Source organism: Edwardsiella piscicida (genome assembly GCF_001896205.1).
Lineage (GTDB): Bacteria > Pseudomonadota > Gammaproteobacteria > Enterobacterales > Enterobacteriaceae > Edwardsiella > Edwardsiella piscicida.
Map to the genome: position 1 here is coordinate 1,209,481 of NZ_MPNU01000001.1, position 23,436 is coordinate 1,232,916.

20 protein-coding genes and 1 other annotated feature are annotated in these 23,436 nt (G+C 60.3%); of the genes, 15 read left to right on the forward strand and 5 right to left on the reverse strand.

Going from position 1 to position 23,436, the window contains the following annotated elements; all coding sequences use genetic code 11:
- Positions 1-213: 213 nt before the first annotated feature.
- On the forward strand, positions 214-3,576 hold the full coding sequence (gene mscK / locus BRD58_RS05475; RefSeq protein ID WP_012847878.1) for a mechanosensitive channel MscK: 3,363 nt from the start codon (positions 214-216) through the stop codon (positions 3,574-3,576).
- A gap of 37 nt (positions 3,577-3,613) precedes the next feature.
- Here the strand turns inward: mscK and rsmS are convergent, their stop codons facing one another.
- The 3 genes from rsmS to priC all read right to left on the reverse strand — a co-directional run bounded on the left by rsmS (position 3,614) and on the right by priC (position 4,655).
- On the reverse strand, positions 3,614-3,778 hold the full coding sequence (gene rsmS / locus BRD58_RS05480) for a pleiotropic regulatory protein RsmS (RefSeq protein WP_012847879.1): 165 nt from the start codon (positions 3,776-3,778) through the stop codon (positions 3,614-3,616).
- A gap of 8 nt (positions 3,779-3,786) precedes the next feature.
- Positions 3,787-4,038: a GlsB/YeaQ/YmgE family stress response membrane protein gene (locus BRD58_RS05485; protein ID WP_012847880.1), complete on the reverse strand. Its 252-nt coding sequence runs from the start codon at positions 4,036-4,038 to the stop codon at positions 3,787-3,789.
- A 77-nt stretch (positions 4,039-4,115) separates the two neighbouring features.
- The gene (priC, locus tag BRD58_RS05490) at positions 4,116-4,655 is read right to left on the reverse strand and encodes a primosomal replication protein PriC (protein ID WP_069578331.1); all 540 of its coding nucleotides are present in this window, start codon (positions 4,653-4,655) and stop codon (positions 4,116-4,118) included.
- A 70-nt stretch (positions 4,656-4,725) separates the two neighbouring features.
- Here priC and BRD58_RS05495 point away from each other — a divergent pair, with 70 nt between their 5' ends.
- The 14 genes from BRD58_RS05495 to ushA all read left to right on the forward strand — a co-directional run bounded on the left by BRD58_RS05495 (position 4,726) and on the right by ushA (position 21,996).
- On the forward strand, positions 4,726-5,106 hold the full coding sequence (locus BRD58_RS05495) for a DUF454 family protein (RefSeq protein WP_015461127.1): 381 nt from the start codon (positions 4,726-4,728) through the stop codon (positions 5,104-5,106).
- Positions 5,107-5,275: 169 nt separating this feature from the next.
- On the forward strand, positions 5,276-5,827 hold the full coding sequence (gene apt / locus BRD58_RS05500; RefSeq protein WP_012847883.1) for an adenine phosphoribosyltransferase: 552 nt from the start codon (positions 5,276-5,278) through the stop codon (positions 5,825-5,827).
- Positions 5,828-6,064: 237 nt separating this feature from the next.
- Positions 6,065-8,023 (forward strand): DNA polymerase III subunit gamma/tau, encoded by a 1,959-nt coding sequence (gene dnaX, locus BRD58_RS05505; RefSeq protein ID WP_041692581.1) that lies wholly within the window; start codon positions 6,065-6,067, stop codon positions 8,021-8,023.
- Positions 7,360-7,420 (forward strand) — a sequence feature (DnaX frameshifting element). It overlaps the preceding gene by 61 nt.
- A gap of 44 nt (positions 8,024-8,067) precedes the next feature.
- Entirely contained in the window at positions 8,068-8,397 is a 330-nt protein-coding gene (locus tag BRD58_RS05510) for a YbaB/EbfC family nucleoid-associated protein (RefSeq protein WP_012847885.1), read from the forward strand.
- Positions 8,397-9,002, forward strand: coding sequence for a recombination mediator RecR (recR, locus tag BRD58_RS05515; RefSeq protein WP_015461129.1), 606 nt, complete (start codon positions 8,397-8,399; stop codon positions 9,000-9,002). The genes BRD58_RS05510 and recR overlap by 1 nt, the downstream gene beginning before the upstream one ends.
- Positions 9,003-9,203: 201 nt before the next feature.
- Positions 9,204-11,087: a molecular chaperone HtpG gene (htpG, locus tag BRD58_RS05520; protein ID WP_012847888.1), complete on the forward strand. Its 1,884-nt coding sequence runs from the start codon at positions 9,204-9,206 to the stop codon at positions 11,085-11,087.
- Between the two features lie 212 nt (positions 11,088-11,299).
- Entirely contained in the window at positions 11,300-11,944 is a 645-nt protein-coding gene (adk, locus tag BRD58_RS05525; RefSeq protein WP_012847889.1) for an adenylate kinase, read from the forward strand.
- A 141-nt stretch (positions 11,945-12,085) separates the two neighbouring features.
- Positions 12,086-13,054: a ferrochelatase gene (hemH, locus tag BRD58_RS05530; protein ID WP_015461130.1), complete on the forward strand. Its 969-nt coding sequence runs from the start codon at positions 12,086-12,088 to the stop codon at positions 13,052-13,054.
- Positions 13,055-13,126: 72 nt separating this feature from the next.
- Positions 13,127-14,428 (forward strand): inosine/guanosine kinase, encoded by a 1,302-nt coding sequence (locus BRD58_RS05535; protein WP_015461131.1) that lies wholly within the window; start codon positions 13,127-13,129, stop codon positions 14,426-14,428.
- A gap of 681 nt (positions 14,429-15,109) precedes the next feature.
- Positions 15,110-15,643, forward strand: coding sequence for a fimbrial protein (locus tag BRD58_RS05540; protein WP_012847894.1), 534 nt, complete (start codon positions 15,110-15,112; stop codon positions 15,641-15,643).
- Positions 15,644-15,691: 48 nt separating this feature from the next.
- Positions 15,692-16,378 carry a fimbrial biogenesis chaperone gene (locus BRD58_RS05545; protein WP_073381920.1) on the forward strand — a complete coding sequence of 229 codons (687 nt, stop codon included), beginning with the start codon at positions 15,692-15,694 and terminating at the stop codon, positions 16,376-16,378.
- A 14-nt stretch (positions 16,379-16,392) separates the two neighbouring features.
- The gene (locus BRD58_RS05550; RefSeq protein WP_073381923.1) at positions 16,393-18,984 is read left to right on the forward strand and encodes a fimbria/pilus outer membrane usher protein; all 2,592 of its coding nucleotides are present in this window, start codon (positions 16,393-16,395) and stop codon (positions 18,982-18,984) included.
- A 12-nt stretch (positions 18,985-18,996) separates the two neighbouring features.
- Complete coding sequence (locus BRD58_RS05555) at positions 18,997-20,067, forward strand: fimbrial protein (RefSeq protein ID WP_073381926.1); 1,071 nt, start codon at positions 18,997-18,999, stop codon at positions 20,065-20,067.
- Between the two features lie 270 nt (positions 20,068-20,337).
- The gene (ushA, locus tag BRD58_RS05560) at positions 20,338-21,996 is read left to right on the forward strand and encodes a bifunctional UDP-sugar hydrolase/5'-nucleotidase UshA (RefSeq protein ID WP_012847898.1); all 1,659 of its coding nucleotides are present in this window, start codon (positions 20,338-20,340) and stop codon (positions 21,994-21,996) included.
- A 90-nt stretch (positions 21,997-22,086) separates the two neighbouring features.
- On the opposite strand, the gene ybaK is transcribed toward ushA, so the two are convergent.
- Both ybaK and BRD58_RS18200 read right to left on the reverse strand, forming a co-directional pair.
- Positions 22,087-22,572: a Cys-tRNA(Pro)/Cys-tRNA(Cys) deacylase YbaK gene (ybaK, locus tag BRD58_RS05565; protein ID WP_012847899.1), complete on the reverse strand. Its 486-nt coding sequence runs from the start codon at positions 22,570-22,572 to the stop codon at positions 22,087-22,089.
- A 291-nt stretch (positions 22,573-22,863) separates the two neighbouring features.
- Positions 22,864-23,436: GntT/GntP/DsdX family permease (locus BRD58_RS18200; protein WP_236721574.1), on the reverse strand; the 573-nt coding region annotated here is incomplete at its 5' end.

Consider the following 23,436-nt stretch of genomic DNA (forward strand, 5'->3'; position numbering starts at 1 on the left):
GTACGCCGCCGTTCATCTGGCGACGGCGGACGCGTGACCGCCCGGCGTGGGGCTACGACGCCGGGCAATTTTCTCCGATTGCGCCTATTCTTGCTATTACAGCTTCATGTTACTCTAGGCCGCTTTTTGCGATGGGACGCTGACAAGCGTCGCGCGGAATCGAGCCCAAGAAACCTATTCTTCCTTTATTGATAAAGTCTGCTTAATTTAACTATGACTCACGGCGTGTTATTACGGCCAGGCAAGGGTGTCGCCCTTTGGCGCGTTATTATTGTCACTCTGCTGTTTTCCCTGCTCTTTTGCAGCGCCTTTGCACGGGCGCAGAGCGGCGATATCGATTCGCGCAACGAGGTGCAGAATCAGATCGATGCCCTGAACCGGCAGAAGAGCCTGTCGGCCAGCGATAAGCTGGTGCTGCAGGATCTCAACCAAACCCTTGAATATCTGGATGGCATCGAGCGCTACCGTAAAGAGAGCCTGCAGCTGAAGCAGCAGGTGCAGCAGGCGCCGGGGAAACTGAACCAGGCGCTGGCCGGGCTAGAGGCGCTGCAGCGCAGCAGCGATGCGGCAGACGAGGCTAACTTTTCAGCCATGGGCACCCGCCAGCTGCAGAACCAGTGGGATGATACCCTGGCCGAGCTGAAGCAGGCGCAGGACGATCTGGCCTCCTACAGCAGCCAGCTGATCGCCCTGCAGACCCAGCCGGAGCGCGCCCAGGCCTCCATGATGGCCAGTTCTCAACAAATTCAGCAGATCCGGAATACCCTGGCCGAAGGCACCCAGCTGCGCGCCAGCCAGCGTAACATGCTGAATACGGAGCTGGCGATGTTGAACCAGTCCCTGGATTATCAGCAGCAGAGCCTCGCGGACAACACCACCCTGCAGGATGTACTGCAAAAGCAGCGCGACTATGCCAGCGCCCGGATCACCAAGCTGGAGCGCAGCGTACAGCTGATTCGCCAGGCCGGTTATAGCAAGCAGCTGATTCAGTCCGAAAAAACGGCCAGAGAGGCGATCAATCCCGACGATGCGGCCCAGGACTTTAACCATAATCCGCTGATAGCCAAAGAGCTGGAGATAAACCGCGCGCTGAGCCAGCGGCTGATCGACGCCACGGAAAAGACCAATGCGCTGGTGCAGGAGAATATCCGGGTTAAAAACTGGCTTGACCGTTCACTGCAGGCCGAGCGCAATCTGAAAGAGCAGATCTCGGTGCTGAAGGGCAGCCTGCTGCTGTCGCGTATTCTCTACCAGCAGCAGCAGAAGCTGCCGACGGAAAAGCTGAGCAACGATGTGGCGGCGCAGGTGGCCGATCTGCGCGTGGCCCAGTTTGATATCAACGCCCAGCGCGATGCCCTGAGCCAAAGCAGCGACTATGTGGCGGCGCTGCAGGCCGACAGCAAAGAGAAGCTGAGCGATGAGGCGGTCGCGGCGCTGGAGGATCTGGTTGATACGCGCCGTGACCTGCTGGATAAGCTGAACAAACAGCTGGGCAGTGAGCTGACGCTGGCCATCAGCCTGCAGATCAATCAGCAGCAGCTGCGCAATGTGAATGATTACCTGCAGCACACCCTGACCCAGCAAATCTTCTGGGTCAGCAGCAACAAGCCGATGAATCTGTCCTGGTTTATCGGACTGCCCGGGGCGCTGCACACCCAAGCGACGAACCTGCACATTGACTTCAAGCCGGCGCAGCTGCTGGAGGGCTTTATCAGCTCGCTGTACCTGTTCATCCCCCTGCTGATCGGCACCGGGCTGCTGCTGTGGCGCCGTCGCGCCATCAACGCCCGGCTGGATAAGCTGGGCGATGAGGTGGGGCAGCTGAAGCGAGACGGACAGCTGCATACGCCGGAGGCCATCCTGCTGAATATCCTGCGTGGGCTGCCGGGGACGCTGCTGCTGCTGGCCGTCGGGGTGATGTTCTACCATACCGAAACCCAGATAGGCGGTCTGCTGTGGGTGATGTCTCTGCGCTTCGCGCTGTTTTGGCTGATCATCAGCACCACCTATCGCCTCATTTCGCCGGGGGGGGTCTCCGAGCGTCACTTTAATGTACCGCCGCTGGTCTGCGCCCACTACCGTCGCATGGTGCGGCGCCTGGGCTTTACCCTGATCCCGCTGATGGTGTGGTGCGTGATCGGGGAGAAGTCACCGCTGCAGCTGAACGAAGACGTGATCGGGCAGGTGGTGATTCTGATCACCCTGGCGCTGCTGACGGTGTTTGTCTTTCCGCTGTGCCGCGATGCCTGGCGGGAGAAAAACTCCCACAGCGTACGGCTGGTGCTGGTGACCCTGCTGGCGATCGCGCCGCTGATCCTGATGATCCTGACGGCCTGCGGCTATTTCTATACCGCTCTGCGCCTGGGGACCCGCTGGATCGAGAGCCTGTACCTGATGCTGCTGTGGGCCGTGGTCTACTCCACGGTGCTGCGCGGCCTGAGCGTGGCGGCCCGCCGTCTGGCCTATCGCCGCGCGCTGGCGCGCCGTCAGCAGAACGCCGCCGGCGCCTCGCGCGAAGGGGCGGAGGGGCTGGAGGCGATCGAGGAGCCGCCCCTGGCTATCGATCAGATCAATACCCAGTCCCTGCGTCTGACCACGATGGTGCTGTTTTTGATCTTTGGCTGCGTGCTGTACTGGATTTGGGCCGATCTGTTCACGGTGATCTCCTATCTCGACAGCATTACCCTGTGGCACTACAACAGCGGCAGCGGCGCCAGCCAGATAACCCAGGCGGTGACGCTGGGCAACCTGCTGTTTGCCATGATGACGGTGGTGGTGGCCTATATCATGATGCGCAACCTGCCCGGCCTGCTGGAGGTGCTGGTACTGTCGCGTCTGCAGCTGCGTCAGGGGGCGTCCTATGCGATCACCACCATCCTGACCTATGCGATTATCAGCGTCGGGGTGATTATCTTCTTCGGCTCGCTGGGCATCTCCTGGGATAAGCTGCAGTGGATGGCCGCCGCGCTGTCGGTGGGCCTCGGCTTTGGCCTGAACGAGATCTTCGGTAACTTCATCGCCGGCCTGATCATCCTGTTTGAGCGACCGGTGCGCATCGGTGACACCATCACCATCGGCTCCTATTCCGGCTCGGTGAATAAGATCCGTATCCGCGCGACGACCATTACCGACTTCGATCGCAAAGAGGTGATCATTCCCAACAAGGCCTTTGTGACCGAGCGGCTGATTAACTGGTCGTTGACGGATACGGTGACCCGGGTGCTGATCAAGGTCGGCGTAGCCTACGGTTCGGATCTGGATAAAGTGCGGGAGATCCTGCTGCAGGCGGCGAGTGAGAACCCGCGGGTGATGGTGGAGCCGGAGCCGCAGGTCTTCTTCCTGGCCTTTGGCGCCAGCACGCTGGACCATGAGATGCGGCTGTACGTGCGTGAGCTGCGCGATCGCAGCTATGTGGTGGATGAGCTGAACCGGCGCATCGATCAGCTGTGCCGAGAGAACGATATTAACATCGCCTTTAACCAGCTGGAGGTGTACCTGCATAACCCGCAGGGCAATGAGGTACAAGAGGTGAAGCGTACGCTAACGGATCTGCCGCCTGACTCGCCGAGGGTCTGATGGACGGTTGGGCGGCGGGCGCTCTGCGCCGCCGCCGCTATTCGCTGTGGGCAGGGCTGGCCTGAGCCAGCTTTTGCCGGTAGTCGCGCAGGACGATCTCCAGCGCCGCCAGCGCGGTATGCGCGGGGACGGCGTTACTCTCCAGCAGGTAAATCAAATCGACGGCCAGCTTGACCTCGTCGCTCGCTTGCTCCAGTGACATGGGGCTCCCTATGATCGGATCTTACGGTAAATAAACAGCACCAGCATCGCACCGATGACCGAAACTATCAGGCTTTTTAGATTGAAGCCCGCGGTGATATTCATATGAAATAGCAGGTTGCCGAGATAGCCGCCGAGTAGGGCGCCGACGATGCCCAGCGCCACGGTCATGATAACGCCCCCGCCATCCTGGCCCGGCATCAGCCACTTCGCCAGTATCCCGACGATAAGCCCCAGTACAATCCACGCGATGATGCCCATGGCGAACGCTCCAGCATAGGTGATGGGCCGAACCCCTGTGCGGCCACTTTACTCCAGTATAGATAAGGCGTCGGCGCTCAGCGAAATCCGTTTTCACGGCGTTCGATCTGTTTTTCTATCCGCCGCAGCGCCTGGCGGCAGCGCTGCAGTCGTCCCTCCATGGCGGCCAGCTCGCGCTGGATCTGCTGCTGCTGGGACAGGGTCTGGCAGGCCGCCAGGCGCAGTTCACGCTCACGCACCATGGTGTGCAGACGCCGCTCATAGTCCTGGTGGCGCGCCAGCTCTTGGTACAGATCGCCCGCGCTCTCCGCCCGCTGCGGCTCTTGTCGTCGCAGCGTCTGGGTGGCCTGCTCGCGCTGCAGGGCGGCCATCTGCGCCAGCAGACGCTCGGCGAGAAAGGCGACCTGCTGGCGCTGCCCGGCGCCGACGGCGCGCTGCAGGGCGGTGAAGTTATCCCGGGTCTCCTGCAGATAGTCCTTCAGCCGGGTGCCGTGGGTCAGGAACAGCGCCCGATCGAAGCGTGAGCGGGCGGCGGGCTGTTCGGCCAGCGGCGCCAGCGCCTGCGCCAGCCGCTGCAGGCGCTGTTCGAGCTGGTTGAGCATCTGTTGACTCGACATAACCTACCTTTAAATGATAGTAACCATAGCGCATGGTACTGGAGCGACAGGGAGCGGAGCAAGCCAGAGAATGAAACGCATGATAGTAATGGCGCTGGGCTGGATAGCTTTTGCCCTGGGATGTCTGGGCGTCGTGCTGCCGCTGCTGCCGACGACCCCCTTTCTGCTGCTGGCGGCGGCCTGTTTTGCCCGTTCGTCGCCGCGTTTTCATCACTGGCTGCTGTACCGCGCCTGGTGCGGCGCCTACCTACGTCACTGGCAACAGCACCGTGGCCTACCGCCGGGCGCGCGCGGCCGCGCGGCGATCCTGCTGCTGGCGAGCTTTTCTCTCTCTCTGTGGCTGGTGGAGAGCAGCTGGCTGCGCCTGCTGCTGTTGGCGCTGTTGGCCGCGCTGCTGCTGCTGCTGTGGCGCCTGCCGGTTATTGACGTACCGCAAGAAAAAATCCCTTAATCCGGCGATGTCGGTTGCAATTTCCCGGCGGTTTGCATAGATTTGAGCGTTTTCGTGCGCGGGTTACCTCCCTGTTCCGAGGGCGACGGCGATTTATGCCGAGCCATGTTTGGGGGGATTGTAGGTGGCTTGCGTTAGCCCGGACCCGGTGTTTATCAGGCAACAAGTTATGACCGCTACAGCACAACAACTCGAATTTCTTAAACAAAGCATCAAGACCATCCCTGACTACCCTAAGCCAGGTATCCTTTTCCGTGACGTGACCAGTCTGCTGGAAAAGCCCGACGCCTATGCTCTGAGTATCGAGCTGCTGGCGGCGCGCTACCGTGCTGCCGGGATCACCAAGGTGGTGGGAACGGAAGCGCGTGGCTTCCTGTTCGGCGCTCCGGTGGCGCTGGCGCTGGGCGTGGGCTTTGTGCCGGTGCGTAAGCCGGGCAAACTGCCGCGGGCGACGCTGGCGGAAAGCTATGCGCTGGAGTACGGCACCGATACGCTGGAGATCCATCAGGACGCTATCGACGCGACCGATCGCGTGCTGATGGTGGACGATCTGCTGGCGACCGGCGGCACTATCGAGGCGACGACCCGCCTGATCCGTCGACTGGGCGGCGTGGTGCACGACGCCGCGTTTATCATCGACCTGCCTGCGCTGGGCGGTGAGGCGCGCCTGGAAGCGATGAACATTAACTGCTACAGCTTGGTCTCCTTCGACGGACATTAATTTGTCACGCGCGTCGTACGCTCTCTCTCCGGGCCACCGCCAGTGCGGTGGCCCGGCTGTTTTTGCCGCCGTCCGGCGGCGGAATAAAGTGATGGGCATTGCGACAACTACTGTTACAATGATCAGATGATCGGGGCCGGCGAGCGCCAGTGCTCGCCCCGCGCCATCAGTCTGACGCCGCTGGCCGTCTGTGGGACGGTCGGCGAATCTTCTTATTCTATCAGCGACGAATCATCAATGAGCTACCAGGTTCTCGCCCGCAAGTGGCGTCCACAAACCTTTGCTGACGTCGTGGGTCAGGAGCATGTCCTGACGGCACTGGCAAACGGGCTCTCTCTGGGCCGTATTCACCATGCCTATCTGTTTTCCGGTACCCGCGGGGTCGGCAAGACCAGTATCGCCCGTCTGTTGGCCAAGGGGCTGAACTGTGAAACCGGGATCACCGCCACGCCGTGCGGCGTCTGCGACAACTGTCGAGAGATCGAGCAGGGGCGCTTTGTCGACCTGCTGGAGATCGATGCCGCCTCGCGAACCAAGGTCGAAGACACGCGTGACCTGCTGGATAACGTGCAGTATGCCCCGGCGCGCGGTCGGTTCAAGGTCTACCTGATCGACGAAGTCCACATGCTGTCGCGCCACAGCTTCAACGCGCTGTTGAAAACGCTGGAGGAGCCGCCGCCGCACGTCAAGTTTCTGCTGGCCACCACCGATCCGCAGAAGCTGCCGGTCACCATCCTGTCGCGCTGTCTGCAGTTTCACCTGCGTGCGCTGGATCATGAGCAGATCCGGGCGCAGCTGGAGAAAATCGCCCATGCCGAGGCCCTGACGGCGGAGCCGCGGGCGCTACAGCTGCTGGCGCGCGCCGCCGAAGGCAGCATGCGTGACGCTCTGAGCCTGACGGATCAGGCGATCGCCATGGGGCAGGGGCAGATTACCGCCGACGCCGTTAGCCAGATGCTGGGAACGCTGGACGATGAGCAGCCCCTGGCGCTGATCGAGGCGCTGACCGCGGCGGATGGCACGCTGGTGATGGCGCGGGTAGAGCAGGCCGCCGGGCGCGGCGTGGACTGGGAAAACCTGCTGGTCGAGATGCTGGCGCTGCTGCACCGGGTGGCGATGCTACAGCTGCTGCCCAGCGCGCTGGACAGCCAGTTCGCGGCGGTAGAGCCGCGTCTGCGTGAGCTGGCGCGGATGCTGCCGCCGGCGGATCTGCAGCTGTTTTATCAAATTCTTCTCAACGGCCGTAAAGAGCTGGCCTTTGCGCCGGACCGGCGCATGGGGGTTGAAATGACCCTGCTGCGCGCGCTGGCCTTTCACCCTAAGGCGGTGATTGCCGAGCCGAGCCCCGCGCCGTCAGCGGCGCAGGGCGGCGATATCCCGGCCGTCCCGGCCACGGTAGCGCAGCGCGTCGCCCCGCCGTCGCCGGCCACGGTGCCGCCGACGGTGAGCGCCCCGCCGCAGGCGGCGAGCGCCGTGCCGGAGAGTACCGCGCAGCTATTACAGGCCCGCTCGCGCCTGCGGCAAAAGGCCGCCGGAGGGAGTGAGCCAAAAAAGAGTGAGCCGGCGGCGCCGCAGCGTGCGCAGCCGGCATCTTCAGCGCTGGAGCGTCTGGCCAGCATAAGCGAGCGGGGCCAGCAGAAGATCGCCTCGGCGGAGCAGGAGCAGGCGTCGACGCGCAAAGAGGCCTATCGCTGGAAGGCGCAGAACCGTCCGGTAGAGGAAAAGGCACCCAAGACGACCCCCAAGGCGCTGCGCAGCGCGCTGGAGCATGAGAAAACGCCGGAGCTGGCGGCGCACCTGGCGCAGGAGTCGCTGACGCGGGATGCGTGGGCCCAAGAGCTGAGTCAGCTGCGGCTGCCAAAGCTGGTGCAGCAGCTGGCGCTGAATGCGTTTCGTGAGCCTGCGCCGGAGGGAAGCGTGCTTCTGCATTTACGTTCGGCCCAGCGTCATTTAAACTCCGCCTCTGCGCGGCAAACGCTGGAGCAGGCCCTGAGCGACCACTATGGGCATCCGGTGGCGCTGAGCATTGTCGAGGATGACGATCCCCAACGGCGCACGCCGCTGGAGTGGCGCCAGGCTATCTATGAAGAGAGGCTGGCGCAGGCCCGCGCATCGATTGCAGCGGATGGCAATATCCAGACCCTGCGGCGTCTGTTCGATGCCGAGCTGGATGAAGAGAGCATCCGCCCCGTTTAACCGCTGTGCCGCTGCGGCACGGCCCTACGAAAAGAGAGAACGCTATGTTTGGTAAAGGCGGACTGGGCAACCTGATGAAGCAGGCCCAGCAGATGCAGGAAAAAATGCAGAAGATGCAGGAAGAGATCGCCCTGGTCGAAGTGACCGGTGAATCCGGCGCGGGCATGGTGAAGGTCACCATTAACGGCGCGCATAACTGCCGTCGCGTGGAGATCGATCCCAGCCTGATGGAAGACGATAAAGAGATGCTGGAAGATCTGATCGCCGCCGCATTTAACGATGCCGCCCGTCGCATCGACAGCGAGCAGAAAGAGCGTATGGCCTCTGTTTCTTCCGGTATGCAGCTGCCGCCGGGCTTCAAGATGCCGTTCTGATGCAGACCAGCCCGCTTCTTGAATCCCTGATGGAGGCGCTGCGCTGTTTGCCCGGCGTCGGCCCCAAGTCGGCCCAGCGCATGGCGTTTCACCTGCTGCAGCGCGATCGCAGCGGGGGAATGCGCCTGGCGCAGGCGCTGACGCGCGCGATGTCGGAGATCGGCCACTGTCGAGACTGTCGCACCTTCACCGAGCAGGAGGTCTGTACTATCTGCACCAACGCGCGTCGGCGTGAGAATGGGCAGATCTGCGTGGTGGAGAGCCCGGCGGATATTCATGCCATTGAGCAGACTGGACAGTACTCCGGGCGCTATTTCGTGCTGATGGGGCACCTCTCTCCGCTGGACGGCATAGGTCCACAGGATATTGGTCTGGACAGGCTGGAGGTGCGGCTGGGCCAAGAGACGCTCAGCGAAGTGATCCTCGCCACCAACCCGACGGTCGAGGGCGAGGCGACCGCCAACTACATCGCGGAGATGTGTGCGGCGCACGGCGTGCTGGCCAGCCGTATCGCCCACGGCGTGCCGGTGGGGGGCGAGCTGGAGATGGTCGATGGCACCACCCTGTCTCACTCGTTGGCTGGGCGTCACCCGGTGACGCGCTGATCCGCTGACGTCGCCAGGGGATACGCCGCCCGGCGTATCCCTACCATTTTATCCACCCGAGCGATTCCCTCGACGCCGCCTTTACCGCCTCTATCACCTGTTATCTGTTTTTTTGCCCTTGAAAAGCGAATTCGCGGTCCCCATCTGTAACGCTATAACCCATTTTATCTGCGTGTTATCGATGAGAGGTAAAAGCGAATAATGAAAGGCCAAGAAACCCGTGGCTTCCAGTCAGAGGTGAAACAGCTTCTGCACCTGATGATCCACTCACTCTATTCCAATAAAGAGATCTTCCTGCGTGAGCTTATCTCCAACGCGTCCGATGCCGCTGACAAACTGCGCTTCCGCGCGCTGTCCAACCCGGATCTGTATCAGGGCGACGGTGAGCTGCGCGTGCGCATCAGCGTGGATCGCGACAACCGCACCCTGACGCTGAGCGATAATGGTATCGGTATGACGCGCGATGAGGTGATCGAGAACCTCGGCACCATCGCGAAGTCCGGTACCAAAGCCTTCCTGGAGTCCATGGGCTCCGATCAGGCGAAAGACAGCCAGCTTATCGGGCAGTTTGGCGTGGGCTTCTACTCCGCCTTTATCGTGGCGGATAAGGTCACCGTCCGTACCCGCGCCGCCGGCGCCAGCGCCGATCAGGGGGTATTCTGGGAGTCAACCGGTGAAGGTGACTACACCATCGCCGATATCGAGAAAGCCGATCGCGGCACCGAGATCACCCTGCATCTGCGCGAGGGCGAGGATGACTTCCTGGATGACTGGCGCCTGCGTAACATTATCGGTAAGTACTCCGATCACATCGCTCTGCCTGTCGAGATCCTCACCAGCGAGGAGGGCGAAGAGGGTAAAGAGGGCGAGAAGAAGTGGGAGAAGATCAACAAGGCTCAGGCGCTGTGGACCCGCAATAAAGCGGATATCAGCGACGAAGAGTATAACGAGTTCTATAAACACATCGCCCATGACTTCAGCGATCCGCTGGCCTGGAGCCATAACCGGGTAGAGGGCAAGCAGGAGTACACCAGCCTGCTCTATATCCCGTCCAAGGCGCCGTGGGACCTGTTTAACCGCGACCATCAGCACGGCCTGAAGCTGTATGTCCAGCGCGTGTTCATCATGGACGACGCCGAGCAGTTTATGCCGAACTACCTGCGCTTTGTGCGCGGTCTGGTGGACTCTAACGATCTGCCGCTCAACGTATCGCGTGAGCTGCTGCAGGATAGCCGCGTCACCCAGAATCTGCGCTCCGCGCTGACCAAGCGCGTGCTGCAGATGCTGGAAAAACTGGCCAAGGATGATGCCGAAGCCTATCAGACCTTCTGGCAGCAGTTTGGCCTGGTGCTGAAAGAGGGGCCGGCGGAGGACTTCGCCAACCGTGAAGCGATCGCCAAGCTGCTGCGCTTCGCCTCTACCCATAACGACAGCGCGCTGCAAAACGTGTCGCTGGACGACTACATTGGGCGGATGAAGGAAGGGCAGGAGAAGATTTACTACATCACCGCCGACAGCTATGCCGCCGCCGCCAGCAGCCCGCATCTGGAGCTGCTGCGTAAGAAGGGCATCGAGGTTCTGCTGCTCTCCGAGCGCATCGATGAGTGGATGATGAGCTACCTGACCGAGTACGATGCCAAGTTCTTCCAGTCCGTCAGCAAGAAGGATGAGACGCTGGAGAAACTGGCCGACGAGGGGGACAGCGATGCGCAGAAAGAGGCGGATAAAGCGCTGGAGCCTTTCGTTGAGCGGGTGAAAACCCTGCTGGGCGAGCGCGTCAAGGAGGTGCGTCTGACGCATCGTCTGACCGATACGCCGGCGGTGGTCAGCACCGACGGCGACGAGATGACGACCCAGATGGCTAAGCTGTTTGCTGCCGCGGGACAGCAGGCGCCGGAAGTGAAGTATATCTTCGAACTCAATCCGGAGCATGCGCTGGTGCAGCGCGCCGCGGAGCAGCAGGATGATGGGCGCTTTGCCCAGTGGATCGAACTGCTGCTGGATCAGGCCCTGCTCGCCGAGCGCGGTAGCCTGGAAGATCCTAACCAGTTCATCAAGCGTATCAACGCGCTGCTGCTGGCCTGATCGTCAGCCATCGCGCATAAGGGCGGCCCACGGGCCGCCCTTTCTTTTTGGGGGCCCGCCCGGAGGCGACTGCGATTTTTTTACCGGCAATTGCGCCCGAACGACCAGTTTCACGTTTCAGCCGTATGCCGTTGCCTTGAGCCGGTGCCCGTTATAATGGTAAGGTTTAGCGTTTTTTAAATCTTAGGCAATAATTTGAGGGGAATTACGCGATGCGTATCATTCTGCTGGGCGCTCCGGGCGCCGGTAAGGGCACACAGGCACAGTTTATCATGGAGAAATACGGCATTCCGCAGATCTCCACCGGTGACATGCTGCGCGCTGCGGTGAAGGCAGGCAGTGAGCTGGGCAAACAGGCGAAGGCGATTATGGACGCCGGTAAGCTGGTGACCGATGAGCTGGTTATCGCGCTGGTCAAAGAGCGTATCGCTCAGGAAGATTGCCGCAACGGTTTTCTGCTCGATGGTTTCCCGCGCACCATTCCGCAGGCGGACGCCATGAAAGAGGCCGGCATCAACGTAGATTACGTGCTGGAGTTTGCCGTACCGGACGAACTGATCGTCGACCGCATCATTGGCCGTCGCGTGCACCCGGGCTCCGGGCGTGTTTATCACGTTAAGTTCAACCCACCGCAGGTTGAGGGCAAGGATGACGTGACCGGTGAAGATCTGATGACCCGTAAGGACGATCAGGAAGAGACCGTGCGTAAGCGTCTGGTGGAATACCATCAGCAGACCGCACCGCTGATTGGCTACTATGGCCAGGAAGCGCAGGCGGGCAATACTCGCTATGTGAAGATCGATGGCACCCAGAGCGTCGATCGCGTGCGCGCCGAGCTGGAAAGCGTACTGGGCTAATATCGCCGAAGCGACGCGATGAAGCGGCCTATGGGCCGCTTTTTTGTCGCCGTTATCGGGGCGCTTGGCCGATGCCAGCGATTGGTGGGACGCCGTCGTTTATCCTTTACAATAGGGGTAAGCGAGTGAGAGAGCGAAGAGATGATGGCAGAAAAACATGGGGTACTGCTGGTGAATCTGGGCACACCGTCGGCGGCAACGCCTGCGGCGGTCAAGGCCTATCTGGCGGAGTTTCTTAGCGATCGGCGGGTGGTGGATCTGCCGTCCTGGCAGTGGCAGCCGCTGCTGCGTGGGCTTATCCTGCCGCGCCGGGCGCCGCGGGTTGCCCGTCTGTATCAGTCTATCTGGACGGCGCAGGGGTCGCCGCTGCTGTACTATAGCCAGCGCCTGTGCGACGGGTTGCAGGCGCGTCTGGGCGAGGCGATCCCGGTCGCGCTGGGCATGAGCTACGGGGAGCCGTCGCTGGACCGCGCGCTGTCCACGCTGTCTGCGGCGGGGGTGACCCAGCTGACGGTGGTTCCGCTGTATCCGCAGTACTCCTGTTCGACCAGCGCCGCGGTGTTTGACGGCGTGGCGGCCTGGCTGGCGCGCCAGCGACGGATACCGGCGCTGCGCTTTGTGCGCGACTATGCGCAGCACCCGGCCTACATTGCCGCGCTGTGCCAGCGCATCCGCCGCAGTATCGCCGAACACGGGCAGCCCGATACGCTGTTGTTCTCCTACCACGGCATTCCGCAGCGCTATGCCGATGAGGGCGATGACTATCCGCAGCGCTGTCTGGCGACCACGCAGGCGGTGGTTCAGGCGCTGGGGCTGACGCCGTCCCAGTATGCCGTCAGCTTCCAGTCGCGCTTTGGCCGGGAGCCTTGGCTGACGCCCTATACCGATGAGACCGTGGTCGCTCTGGCCGCCGGTGGTACGCGTCATCTGCAGGTGATTTGTCCCGGCTTCGCCGCCGACTGCCTGGAGACGCTGGAGGAGATCGCGGTACAGAATCGCGAGGCCTTTTTGGCCGCCGGCGGCCGCCATTTTGCCTATATCCCGGCGCTAAACGATGACGACATGCAGATAACGCTGCTGCAGCAGCTGGTCGCGGAGCCCGCCGCGTAGGATGCCCGCTGACGCGGCCGGGGGGAGTGTGCTATTCTAGCCCGCTCCCTTTTCTTTTTGCCGATAACACAGATGAAATTCCCCGGTCAACGCAAGTCCAAACACTATTTCCCGGTTAATGCCCGCGATCCGCTGCTGCAAAAGACGCAGCATAATGAAATTGATAAAGCCTACGTCGTGGGTATCGATCAGACGCTGGTGGATATTGAGGCCAAGGTGGATGAGGCGTTTATCGCCCGCTACGGCCTGAGCCAAGGGCACTCGCTGGTGATCGAGGATGATGTCGCCGAAGCGCTGTACCAGGAGCTGTGTGACAGTAAGCTGATTACCCATGAGTTTGCCGGGGGCACGATCGGCAATACCCTGCACAACTACTCCGTGCTGGCCGACGATCGCTCGGTTCTGCTGGGGGTGATGTGCGAAAACGTCAAAATCGGCAGCTATGCCTACCGCTATCTGTGTAACACCTCAAGCCGCACCGATCTGGACCATTTGCAGGGCGTCGATGGCCCTATCGGGCGCTGTTTTACCCTGATCACTGATAACGGCGAACGCACCTTTGCCATTAGCCCGGGCATGATGAACCAGCTGCGCCCGGAAAGCATTCCCGAGTCGGTGATCGCCGGCGCCTCGGCGCTGGTGCTGACGGCCTATCTGGTGCGCTGTAAGCCGGGCGAGCCGATGCGCGATGCGACCATGCAGGCGATCGCCTATGCCAAAAAGCACCACGTTCCGGTGGTGCTGACCCTGGGCACCAAGTATGTGATCGCCGACGATCCGCAGTTCTGGCGCGATTTCCTGCGCGATCACGTCACCATTGTGGCGATGAACGAAGAAGAGGCTCAGGAGCTGACCGGGCTGTCCGATCCGCTGGCGGCCTCGGACAGGGCGCTGGAGTGGGTGGATCTGGTGCTGTGCACCGCCGGGCCGGTCGGCCTGTATATGGCGGGCTATACCGAAGATGACGGCAAGCGCAAAACTCAGCATCCGCTGCTGCCGGGGGTGATCCCTGAGTTCAACCTGTACGAGTTTAGCCGGGCGATGCGTCGCGCCATGTGCGACGCGCCGTGCCGGATCTACTCGCATATTGCGCCCTATATGGGGGGCCCGGAGAAGATCATGAACACCAACGGCGCCGGAGATGGCGCGCTCTCTGCGCTGCTGCATGATATCGCGGCCAATGAGTTTCACCGTACCAATGTGCCTAACTCCAGTAAGCATCAGCGTAGCTATCTGACTTACTCCTCCCTGGCGCAGGTGTGCAAATATGCTAACCGCGTCAGCTATCAGGTGCTCAACCAGCACTCGCCGCGTCTGACCCGCGGTCTGCCCGAGCGGGAAGACAGCCTGGAAGAGTCCTACTGGGAGCGCTGAATAGCGTCTCTGCCCGTGGGCAGGTGAGATTATCTTACGGAGATACGCCGGCGCAGCGCCGGCGTTTTCTTTTCTCGCGCTCGGCGTTATCTGCGCGGAGTCGGTGGCTAAAGAGGGCGAAAAGGCTAGAAACGATCTCATTTCCCCTAAGCGGAATACCCCTTTTCACTTTCCGCAACCATGATCAAAGAGCAATTTTCTTGATTATTGGTAATGTCATACAAATAAAAAATATGATGTAAAACAATGAATTGATTTCTTTTTTGCATTTGATCAAAATCTATTAAATTTAACTATCTTTAAAATTAATCAATTATTTATTTTTTATCAGTTTTATTGATTTTACTGTTTCTCGTCGGACAATTAATCTTTGCGCAAGTTTTTACATTAATAAAATAAATATCCTTGCTGTAATATCAGTGAGTGGATATATGCCCTGACAATATATTCAATATTGCGATTCGCATTGCGCCATATTAATAGCGCAGTGCCAATTTTTGCTATTTTAAATAAATCCTTTACCTCGATTGGATTTATGTATTTCGGCATAAATCCATCATTTTATGCGCTGTCGGGAATAAAGATTTTTCTCGTCGGCTCTCTACGCGAAATATATTCGCAGCCTCGTTCCGCGCCAACCTAGCGGTCGGATATTTTTAATTGATAAACGGAGTTATGATAATGAAGAAAATTTTACTGCCTGTTATGGCTCTGGCCGCCGCCGCTGTGAGTGGTCAGGCAAGCGCAGCTAACGGTAAAGTTGAGTTTACGGGTGAAATCGTTAACTCCACCTGCCAGGTAAGCAGCGACTCTCAAAATATCAACGTGTATTTGGGTAAATATCCGACCTCTGCATTTAAAGCGGTTGGCGATAAGTCCGCATCCAAGGCTTTCCAGATCAACCTGGAGCAGTGTGAGCCGGGGAGCTACACCGTACGTTTCGATGGCAATACCGTTGCCGGTCATCCTGACCTGCTGGCCGTCTCCAGCAGCGGCGCCACCGCGGCGGCGAAAGGCGTGGGTATCGAAATTACGGACGTTAACGGCAAGCCGTTCCCGATCGCCGATCAGAGCCAGGGCGATGTGCCCACGGTGACGGTTGTTAGCGATAAGAAGGCGATATTTAACCTGCAGGCGCGCTATCGCTCTTACGCTAACACGGTTACAGCCGGTCTGGCCAACGCGACCAGCCCGTTCACCATCGAATATAAATAATTATTCGTCGGAATATTCGGCCAGGGACGGTCCGTATAGAGGAATAAGATGAAAAGAATCGTTGCCGCATTATTACTGGTGAGCGCATTTGCTGCCCACGCAGGAATTCAGGTTGATGCTACGCGCGTTATTTATAACGGCGATGAAAAGTCAGCGTCACTGCCTATCCACAATGACAGCGCGGATGCCTATATGGTGCAGACCTGGCTGGATAAAGGGGATAGCACCAAGGTAGAGAATAAGTTACCGATGGTTGTGGTGCCGCCGATTGTTAAGCTGGATGCGCAAAAATCGGCAATTTTACGCTTCATCTATTCTGGGCAGGGTTTTCCGCAGGATCAGGAAACGCTGCTGTGGGTCAACGTGCAGGAAATTCCGCCGACGCCCAAGCAAGAAAACGTATTACAGGTTGCCGTGCGCACGCGGATTAAGCTGTTTTATCGCCCGAGTTCGCTGCATACCACCCTGGATGAGCAGGTGCATAAGCTGCGCTGGCAGAAAGCGGGTAATCAATTGCTGGCCATCAACGACGGGCCGCTACACATCACCTTTGGCTCTGTACAGATGCAGGGCAGCAACGGCAAACCCATCGCGGTCGATGCCAACATGGTTGACCCCCACAGCCGCCTGGCGATCGCCATTCCGGCGGGGGCTCGCATCGGCAATACAGTCTCCTTCAGCTACATCAATGACTTTGGAGGTCGGACTGAGGTTAAGGACGCGATAGTACACTGACGGAGAGAAGCGGGATGGCGCAACAACAACGGACAGTATCACTGAAGACAGAGCCGACACGCTGGATGTGCCTGGCGTTTGCCGCCGGTAGCCTGTCCCTGGGGTGCAGCGCATCGGCCTGGGCCGAGTTCAACATGTCATTCGTTCACGGCAGCGAAAACGTCAACGCCGCTCATGCGGTGGCCGAGGGCAACGCGCTGCCGCCCGGAGAGTATCCGTTCGCGATTTACCTGAACAAGCAGCAGGTCGACAACAAAGTCATCCGCTTCACGGCGAAAGAGGGCGCCGCCGCCCAGCCCTGTCTGACGGTGGAAGATCTGCTTAACTATGGGGTGAAACTGCCCGATACGCTCACGCCGGGCAGCTGCGTCGACGTGGCCGCCGCCGTCAATGGCGCGACGCTCTCCTTCGATCCGGCGGTGCAGCAGATAGACCTTTCTGTGCCGCAGGTCATGCTGGCGCAGCACGCGCGCGGCGCCATTCCGACGACCCTGTACGATCAGGGGATCAACGCCGCCTTTAGCAACTACAGCCTGAACTATAACCGTAACAGCAGCCAGCGCCAGAGCGGCCAAAACAGCGAATATACCTTTCTCTCCCTGAATAACGGTCTTAACCTGTGGAACTGGCGTCTGCGCAATAACATGACCATGAATAAAGTCAGCGGTCAGGCGGCACAGTGGGACAATATCGCGACCTGGGCGGAGACGGATATTGCGTCCTGGCGCAGTCGACTGCAGCTGGGGCAGGCCAGCACCAATAATACCGTTTTTAATAGCATTCAGTTTCGCGGTGCCCAGCTTTCCAGCGTGGATGACATGCTGCCCGAAAGCCTGCGCGGCTATGCGCCGGTGGTGCGCGGCGTCGCCGCCACCAACGCCCGCGTCGACATTCGTCAGAACGGCTACGTGGTGTACAGCACCAACGTGGCGCCGGGGCCCTTTGAGATCCGCGATATCTATCCGCACTCCAACAGCGGTGACCTGCAGGTAACGGTCAATGAGGCCGATGGTACGCGTAAGCACTTTACCGTTTCTTACTCCTCTATCGCCAACATGCTGCGCGAAGGGATCTGGAACTATCAGCTGACGGCGGGTCGCTACCAGAACGGCGATACCCGCTATACCCCTAACTTTATGCAGGGGACGCTGGCGCGCGGCATCGCCTATGGTCTGACGCCCTATGGCGGGCTGATCGTGGCGGATAACTACCGCGCCGCCGCGCTGGGCGTCGCTAAAAATATGGGGGAATGGGGCGCCATCTCCATCGATGGTTCCTATTCCGATACTACGCTGGCCAACGGCGAGCGCGCCCGCGGGCAGAGCTACCGCTTTCTCTATTCCAAGTCCCTGAACCAGATGGGCACCAACGTGCAGCTGGCAGGCTATCGCTATGCGACGTCGGGCTATTATGACTTTGCCGATGCGGTCGAGGAGCGCAGCCGCTGGCGGCAGGGGATATATGAGAACAACTACTATAATCCGGGCGATGAGCAGACCGGGATCCCCGATCTGGACAATCGCAACCAGCACCGCGTGTATACCTCGCGCTATGCCAACAAGCGCGAGCGCGTGGATGTCTCCATTAACCAGCAGCTGTGGCAGGGGGCGACGCTGTATGCCAACGTCAGTAGCCAGAGCTACTGGGGCGGCGGTGGTCGGGATCGTACCGTCCAGTTAGGCTACAACGACGCCTTTAAGCGCATTAGCTATGGCGTATACCTGCAGGATACGCGCAGCCAGTATGGCTACGCCGATCGCAGCATCAACCTGTCGGTGTCGATCCCGTTGAACTGGGGACGCGAAAACCACTCGGCCTCGCTGAACGTCAGCGGAACCCACAGCCGCCAGAGCGGAGATAGCTATAACACCGGTATCAGCGGAACGGCGCTGAGCGATCAGCGGCTGAGCTACGCCCTGAGCACCGGCCATACCGAGTCGGCGGGACAGAGCAGTGCGCTGAACCTGGGCTACCGCGGCGCCTATGGCAACCTGGACAGCAGCTATAGCTACAGCAACAGCTATAACCAGCTGGGGCTGGGGCTCTCCGGCGGCGTCTTGCTTCACTCTGGCGGCGTGACGCTGTCGCAGCCGCTGCAGAATACGGTGATTCTGGTCGAAGCGAAGCACGCCAGCGGCGTTCGCCTGGATAACCAGACCGGCGTGGCCATCGATCCCTTTGGCTATGCGGTCGTCCCCTCAGCGACGCCATACCGATTCAACGCGGTGGCGCTGCATACGCAGGACTTTGAGCCGGGCCTGGACGTGCCGGTGGCCAGCAAGCAGGTCGTGCCGACGGAGAAGGCGATCGTGAAGGTGCGCTTCGATACGTTTTACGGCGTGAGTCTGCTGATCCATAGCCACCTCAACGACGGCGGCTATCCGGCGGTCGGCGCCAGCGTCTTTAACCCGCAGGGGCGTAACAGCGGAACCGTGGGGCTTAACGGCGATCTGTATGTATCCGGGGCACAGCCGGGCGAGACGCTGACCCTGCGCTGGGGCAACCAGCCGGGCCAGCAGTGCACGCTGACGCTGCCGTCCGATCTGTCGATGCGGAACACCACGGCCGGCTACCAGGAACTCACTCTACCCTGTCAGACTCAATAAGGTGACGGATTAATGAAAAGCCTAAGTATAAAACAGGCGCTGGCATTCACGCTGCTACTGCTGCTGGGCCTTTGCGTCAGCCGCCAGGCGTCCGCGCTCTCCTGCCGAGAGGGCAGTAATGCAGGGAGCTGGTCGCCCATCGGGAGTATTTATCAGCGCATCGATATCGGGCGGCCGATTATCCTGTCCGCCGCCGACTTTACCGCCGGTAACCTGATTTGGCGTTCGCAGAACTTTACCACCACCTTTACCTGTTGGGATAACTGGAATACTGGAAAGGGAGAGCACGCCTACATTTACTGGAACCCGAAGGATGCGTTCGGGAGCCTGCACCGTTCGCTGTCGGTTGGGGTCTCGATCAACGGGATCGACTATGATGCGATTAACCTCAAGCAGAGCGGCAGCCGGCCCAGCGGCCCCGATCTGGGTGAGGGGACCTCAAACAGCGGCGGCGGCGTCGCCAGACCGCGTACGGTCACCGTCAGCTATTCGGTGTACATCAAGGCCACCGGCATCACGCCGCCGGCGGGTAACTTCCCGGCGCTGGGGCTGCCGTCGCTGTTTCAAATTGACGGCGTGGGCGGCTTGGACGCGCGCCCCAACGGCAACTTTAACGCCTATATCTCCGGGCTGGATAAGATCCAGGTGATCCACTGCAACCCGCAGATCAGCGTGCTGGCGAATAACGGCAACAGTATCGACTTTGGTACGCTGAGCGCCGCCGGCGCGCGTCCGGGGGTTATCGCTCGCCAGATACCGTTCAGCATCAAGGCGACGCTGCGCGGCGGCGAGTGCGGCGGGCAGCAGCTACAGGCCAGCTTCAGCACCCTGAGGCCGGACGTCAGCGATCGATCGCTGATCCTGCCGGATACCAACCCCGGCGTGGGGATTTTCCTGACGAAGGCGGGCGATACCAGCGCTACGCCGATCCCGCTGCAGACCAATGTCGACTTCGGCGGTCGGCTGCAGGATAAGCAGAATGAGGTGAGCGAGAACTTTACCGCCAATCTGAAATGGCTGACTAATCGGCCGACGGCGGGGCGCTTCCATGCGACGGCCAACATCGACGTCACCTTTAAATAGCCGGGTGCGCCGCCCCGTGGGTGGGGCGCGAATCCGGGTCACCTCCGCGGCGGCTTTTTGGCCGTCGCCCGCCCGATCCTCTCCCCGTTTTAGCATGCGCTGCATGTAACTCTAGAGTCTTTAATGCATTGTTAGGTGAGTCACGTCACAATAAATGGCTGATTTACAACATAATCACCGCCTGATTCAGGGTAAGATAAGGGCGTTCGCCGCCGTGCCTCCCCCGTGGCTGACATGAGCGGCGCGTTATTGTGACAAGGAGAGAGGGCAATGAAATTTACCTATCGGGGTGCCGCCTGCGCGATCGCGCTAACGCTGGCGCTGACGCCAGGCTGGTCGCTGGCCTGGGAAAAAGATAAAACCTATAACCTGACCATTCTGCATACCAACGATCACCACGGCCACTTCTGGCAGAGCGAGCAGGGCGAATATGGCCTGGCTGCCCAGAAAACGCTGGTGGATCGCCTGCGCGCCGAGATTGCCGCCGAGGGCGGCAGCGTGCTGCTGCTGTCGGGCGGCGATATCAATACCGGGGTGCCGGAGTCCGATCTGCAGGATGCCGAGCCCGATTTTCGCGGCATGAACCTGGTGGGCTACGATGCGATGGCCATCGGCAACCACGAGTTCGACAATCCGCTGAGCGTACTGCGCCAGCAGCAGAAGTGGGCCGATTTCCCGCTGCTGTCGGCCAATATCTATGCGCAGGATAGCGGCAAGCGCCTGTTCCAACCTTATCAGATGTTCGATCGCCAGGGGATCCGCATTGCGGTGATCGGCCTGACCACCGACGATACGGCCAAGATAGGCAACCCTGAATACCTGAAGAACATCGAGTTCCGTCCCCCGGCGGCGGAGGCCAAGGGCGTGGTCGAACAGCTGCGGGCCAACGAGAAGCCTGATGTGGTGATCGCCGCGACGCACATGGGTCACTACGACAACGGCGAGCACGGCTCCAACGCCCCGGGCGATGTTGAGATGGCGCGCGCGCTGCCGGCGGGCTACCTCGATATGATCGTTGGCGGTCACTCGCAGGATCCGGTGTGCATGGCACAGGAAAACCGTAAGCAGGCGAACTATGTCCCCGGTACGCCCTGCGCGCCGGATCGCCAGAATGGGACCTGGATTGTACAGGCCCATGAGTGGGGGAAATATGTCGGGCGGGCCGACTTCACCTTCCGTAACGGGGAGCTGACCCTGCAGCGCTACCAGCTGATCCCGGTGAACCTCAATCGGCAGGAGAAGCAGGCCGACGGTTCGAAGACGCGGATCTACTATACCGAGGCGATCCCGCAGGATACGGCGATGCTGAAGCTGCTGACGCCGTTCCAGGATCAGGGGCAGGCCGCGCTGGGGGTGAAGATCGGCAGCGTAGAGGGGCGTCTGGAGGGGGATCGCAGCAAGGTTCGCTTTGAGCAGACCAACATGGGGCGCCTGCTGCTGGCGGCGCAGATGGAGCGAACCCATGCCGACCTGGGCGTGATGAGCGGCGGCGGCGTGCGTGACTCGATGGACAGCGGCGATATCAGCTATAAGGATGTGCTTAAGGTGCAGCCGTTCGGCAATACCGTCGCCTATGTCGACATGAGCGGCGCGGAGCTGGAGAAATACCTGGGCGTCGTCGCCAATAAAAAGCCCAACTCCGGCGCCTATGCGCAGTTTGCCAATCTGAGCCTGACGGCGGACGGCAAGCAGGGGGTCAGCGACGTGAAGATCGGCGGGAAACCGCTGGTGGCCGATCGGACCTATCGCGTGGCGCTGCTGAGCTTTAACGCCAGCGGCGGCGATGACTACCCCAATGTGACCCAGCATCCGGGCTACGTGAACACCGGCTTCGTTGACGCCGAGGTGCTGAAGGACTATATCCAGCGCCATTCGCCGATCAAGGCGACGGACTATCAGCCGAACGGTGAGATCGTGTATCGCGATTAAGCGTCGGGTTTCAGGCCGCGGGTAGCGGTCATCATCCCTATAAATAACGGCATGCGCGGCATGCCGTTTTCGATCGCGGCGAAGCCGGGCTCAGGCCGCGTCGCGCTTGGCGATATCGGCAAAGCTTCCCTGCAGCAGGGCGGCGAGATCGGCGGCGGCCAGCTCAATGTCTAATCCGCGCTTGCCGCCGGAGACAAAGATGGTGTCGAACTGGCGGGCGGGCGCGTCAATCACCGTCGGCAGACGCTTTTTTTGCCCCAGCGGGCTGATACCGCCGACCAGGTAGCCGGTGACGCGCTGAGCCAGCATGGGGTCGGCCATGTCGGCCTTTTTGGCGCCGAGTGCCTTGGCGACCTTCTTGAGATCGAGCTGGGTGGCGACCGGCGTGACGGCGACGGCGAGCTTCTTGCTGTCGCCGTTCAGGGCGACCAGCAGCGTTTTATAGACCCGATCGGCGCTCAGCCCCAGCTTGCGCACCACTTCGTCGCCGAAGTTGGTTTCATGGGGATCGTGCTCATAGGCATGCAGGGAAAAAGCGATGTTATTTTTTTCCAGTAGCAGAACGGCTGGCGTCATTAGGAATACCTCATCATGCGTTTTGCGCCAGTATATATCATACAAAAACGTTGGCTAGCGCCGGACGACGGCGTTGCATGGATCGCGTGCCGCGGGAGCGCGTCGGGATCACTCGGTGGATAACTTCCGGTGGATAACGGTTGCCAGCGCGGCTTGGCGATTGCTACCCTATACGGGATACCGGGTCCCTATGGGGGCCCGGCATAATAATAATATCTGAAGTTCCTCTTTGACTGGCCAATAGCGATATTGGCCTTTTTTTATGCGCCGTGCGGGCGCCCGCAGAAGGGGTTAGGCAAACAGACTGATGATCAGCACGATGATCAGGCCGACCACCGAGTTAACCAGCTCCAGCAGCCCCCAGGTCTTCAGCGTGTCTTTGACCGACAGATCAAAATACCCTTTAAACAGCCAGAATGAGGCATCGTTGATGTGCGTCAGGGTGTTGGAGCCCGCGGCGGTGGCCAGCACCAGCAGCGCCGGATTCACGCCGACCAACTGACCGGTCGCCGGATCGAGTATGGCGGCGCTGATGATCCCGGCGGCGGTCATGGCCGAGACGACGCCCTGGCCGGTCGCCAGACGGATCAGCACGGTGATAAGCCAGGCCATGATATAGGGGGAGACATTGCCATGGGACATCAGCATGCCGATGGTATCGCCGATGCCGGTATCGATAATCGTCTGCTTCAGCACCCCGCCAGCGCCGATGATCAGGATTACCATGGCGATGCTTTTTACGGCGTTCTCAAAGGCGTTCATAACCCACTGCATGTCGTGGCCGCGCGCGGTGCCGAACAGCACAAAGGCGACCAGCATGGCGATAAACATGGCGATGGGCGACGAACCGATAAAGTTGACGAC

What these genes read in the sequence shown, in the direction of transcription:
- mscK (WP_012847878.1), top strand. Translation starts at nt 214, where the DNA reads ATGACTCACGGCGTGTTATTACGGCCAGGCAAGGGTGTCGCCCTTTGG.
- rsmS (WP_012847879.1), bottom strand. Translation starts at nt 3,778, where the DNA reads ATGTCACTGGAGCAAGCGAGCGACGAGGTCAAGCTGGCCGTCGATTTG.
- BRD58_RS05485 (WP_012847880.1), bottom strand. Translation starts at nt 4,038, where the DNA reads ATGGGCATCATCGCGTGGATTGTACTGGGGCTTATCGTCGGGATACTG.
- priC (WP_069578331.1), bottom strand. Translation starts at nt 4,655, where the DNA reads ATGTCGAGTCAACAGATGCTCAACCAGCTCGAACAGCGCCTGCAGCGG.
- BRD58_RS05495 (WP_015461127.1), top strand. Translation starts at nt 4,726, where the DNA reads ATGAAACGCATGATAGTAATGGCGCTGGGCTGGATAGCTTTTGCCCTG.
- apt (WP_012847883.1), top strand. Translation starts at nt 5,276, where the DNA reads ATGACCGCTACAGCACAACAACTCGAATTTCTTAAACAAAGCATCAAG.
- dnaX (WP_041692581.1), top strand. Translation starts at nt 6,065, where the DNA reads ATGAGCTACCAGGTTCTCGCCCGCAAGTGGCGTCCACAAACCTTTGCT.
- BRD58_RS05510 (WP_012847885.1), top strand. Translation starts at nt 8,068, where the DNA reads ATGTTTGGTAAAGGCGGACTGGGCAACCTGATGAAGCAGGCCCAGCAG.
- recR (WP_015461129.1), top strand. Translation starts at nt 8,397, where the DNA reads ATGCAGACCAGCCCGCTTCTTGAATCCCTGATGGAGGCGCTGCGCTGT.
- htpG (WP_012847888.1), top strand. Translation starts at nt 9,204, where the DNA reads ATGAAAGGCCAAGAAACCCGTGGCTTCCAGTCAGAGGTGAAACAGCTT.
- adk (WP_012847889.1), top strand. Translation starts at nt 11,300, where the DNA reads ATGCGTATCATTCTGCTGGGCGCTCCGGGCGCCGGTAAGGGCACACAG.
- hemH (WP_015461130.1), top strand. Translation starts at nt 12,086, where the DNA reads ATGATGGCAGAAAAACATGGGGTACTGCTGGTGAATCTGGGCACACCG.
- BRD58_RS05535 (WP_015461131.1), top strand. Translation starts at nt 13,127, where the DNA reads ATGAAATTCCCCGGTCAACGCAAGTCCAAACACTATTTCCCGGTTAAT.
- BRD58_RS05540 (WP_012847894.1), top strand. Translation starts at nt 15,110, where the DNA reads ATGAAGAAAATTTTACTGCCTGTTATGGCTCTGGCCGCCGCCGCTGTG.
- BRD58_RS05545 (WP_073381920.1), top strand. Translation starts at nt 15,692, where the DNA reads ATGAAAAGAATCGTTGCCGCATTATTACTGGTGAGCGCATTTGCTGCC.
- BRD58_RS05550 (WP_073381923.1), top strand. Translation starts at nt 16,393, where the DNA reads ATGGCGCAACAACAACGGACAGTATCACTGAAGACAGAGCCGACACGC.
- BRD58_RS05555 (WP_073381926.1), top strand. Translation starts at nt 18,997, where the DNA reads ATGAAAAGCCTAAGTATAAAACAGGCGCTGGCATTCACGCTGCTACTG.
- ushA (WP_012847898.1), top strand. Translation starts at nt 20,338, where the DNA reads ATGAAATTTACCTATCGGGGTGCCGCCTGCGCGATCGCGCTAACGCTG.
- ybaK (WP_012847899.1), bottom strand. Translation starts at nt 22,572, where the DNA reads ATGACGCCAGCCGTTCTGCTACTGGAAAAAAATAACATCGCTTTTTCC.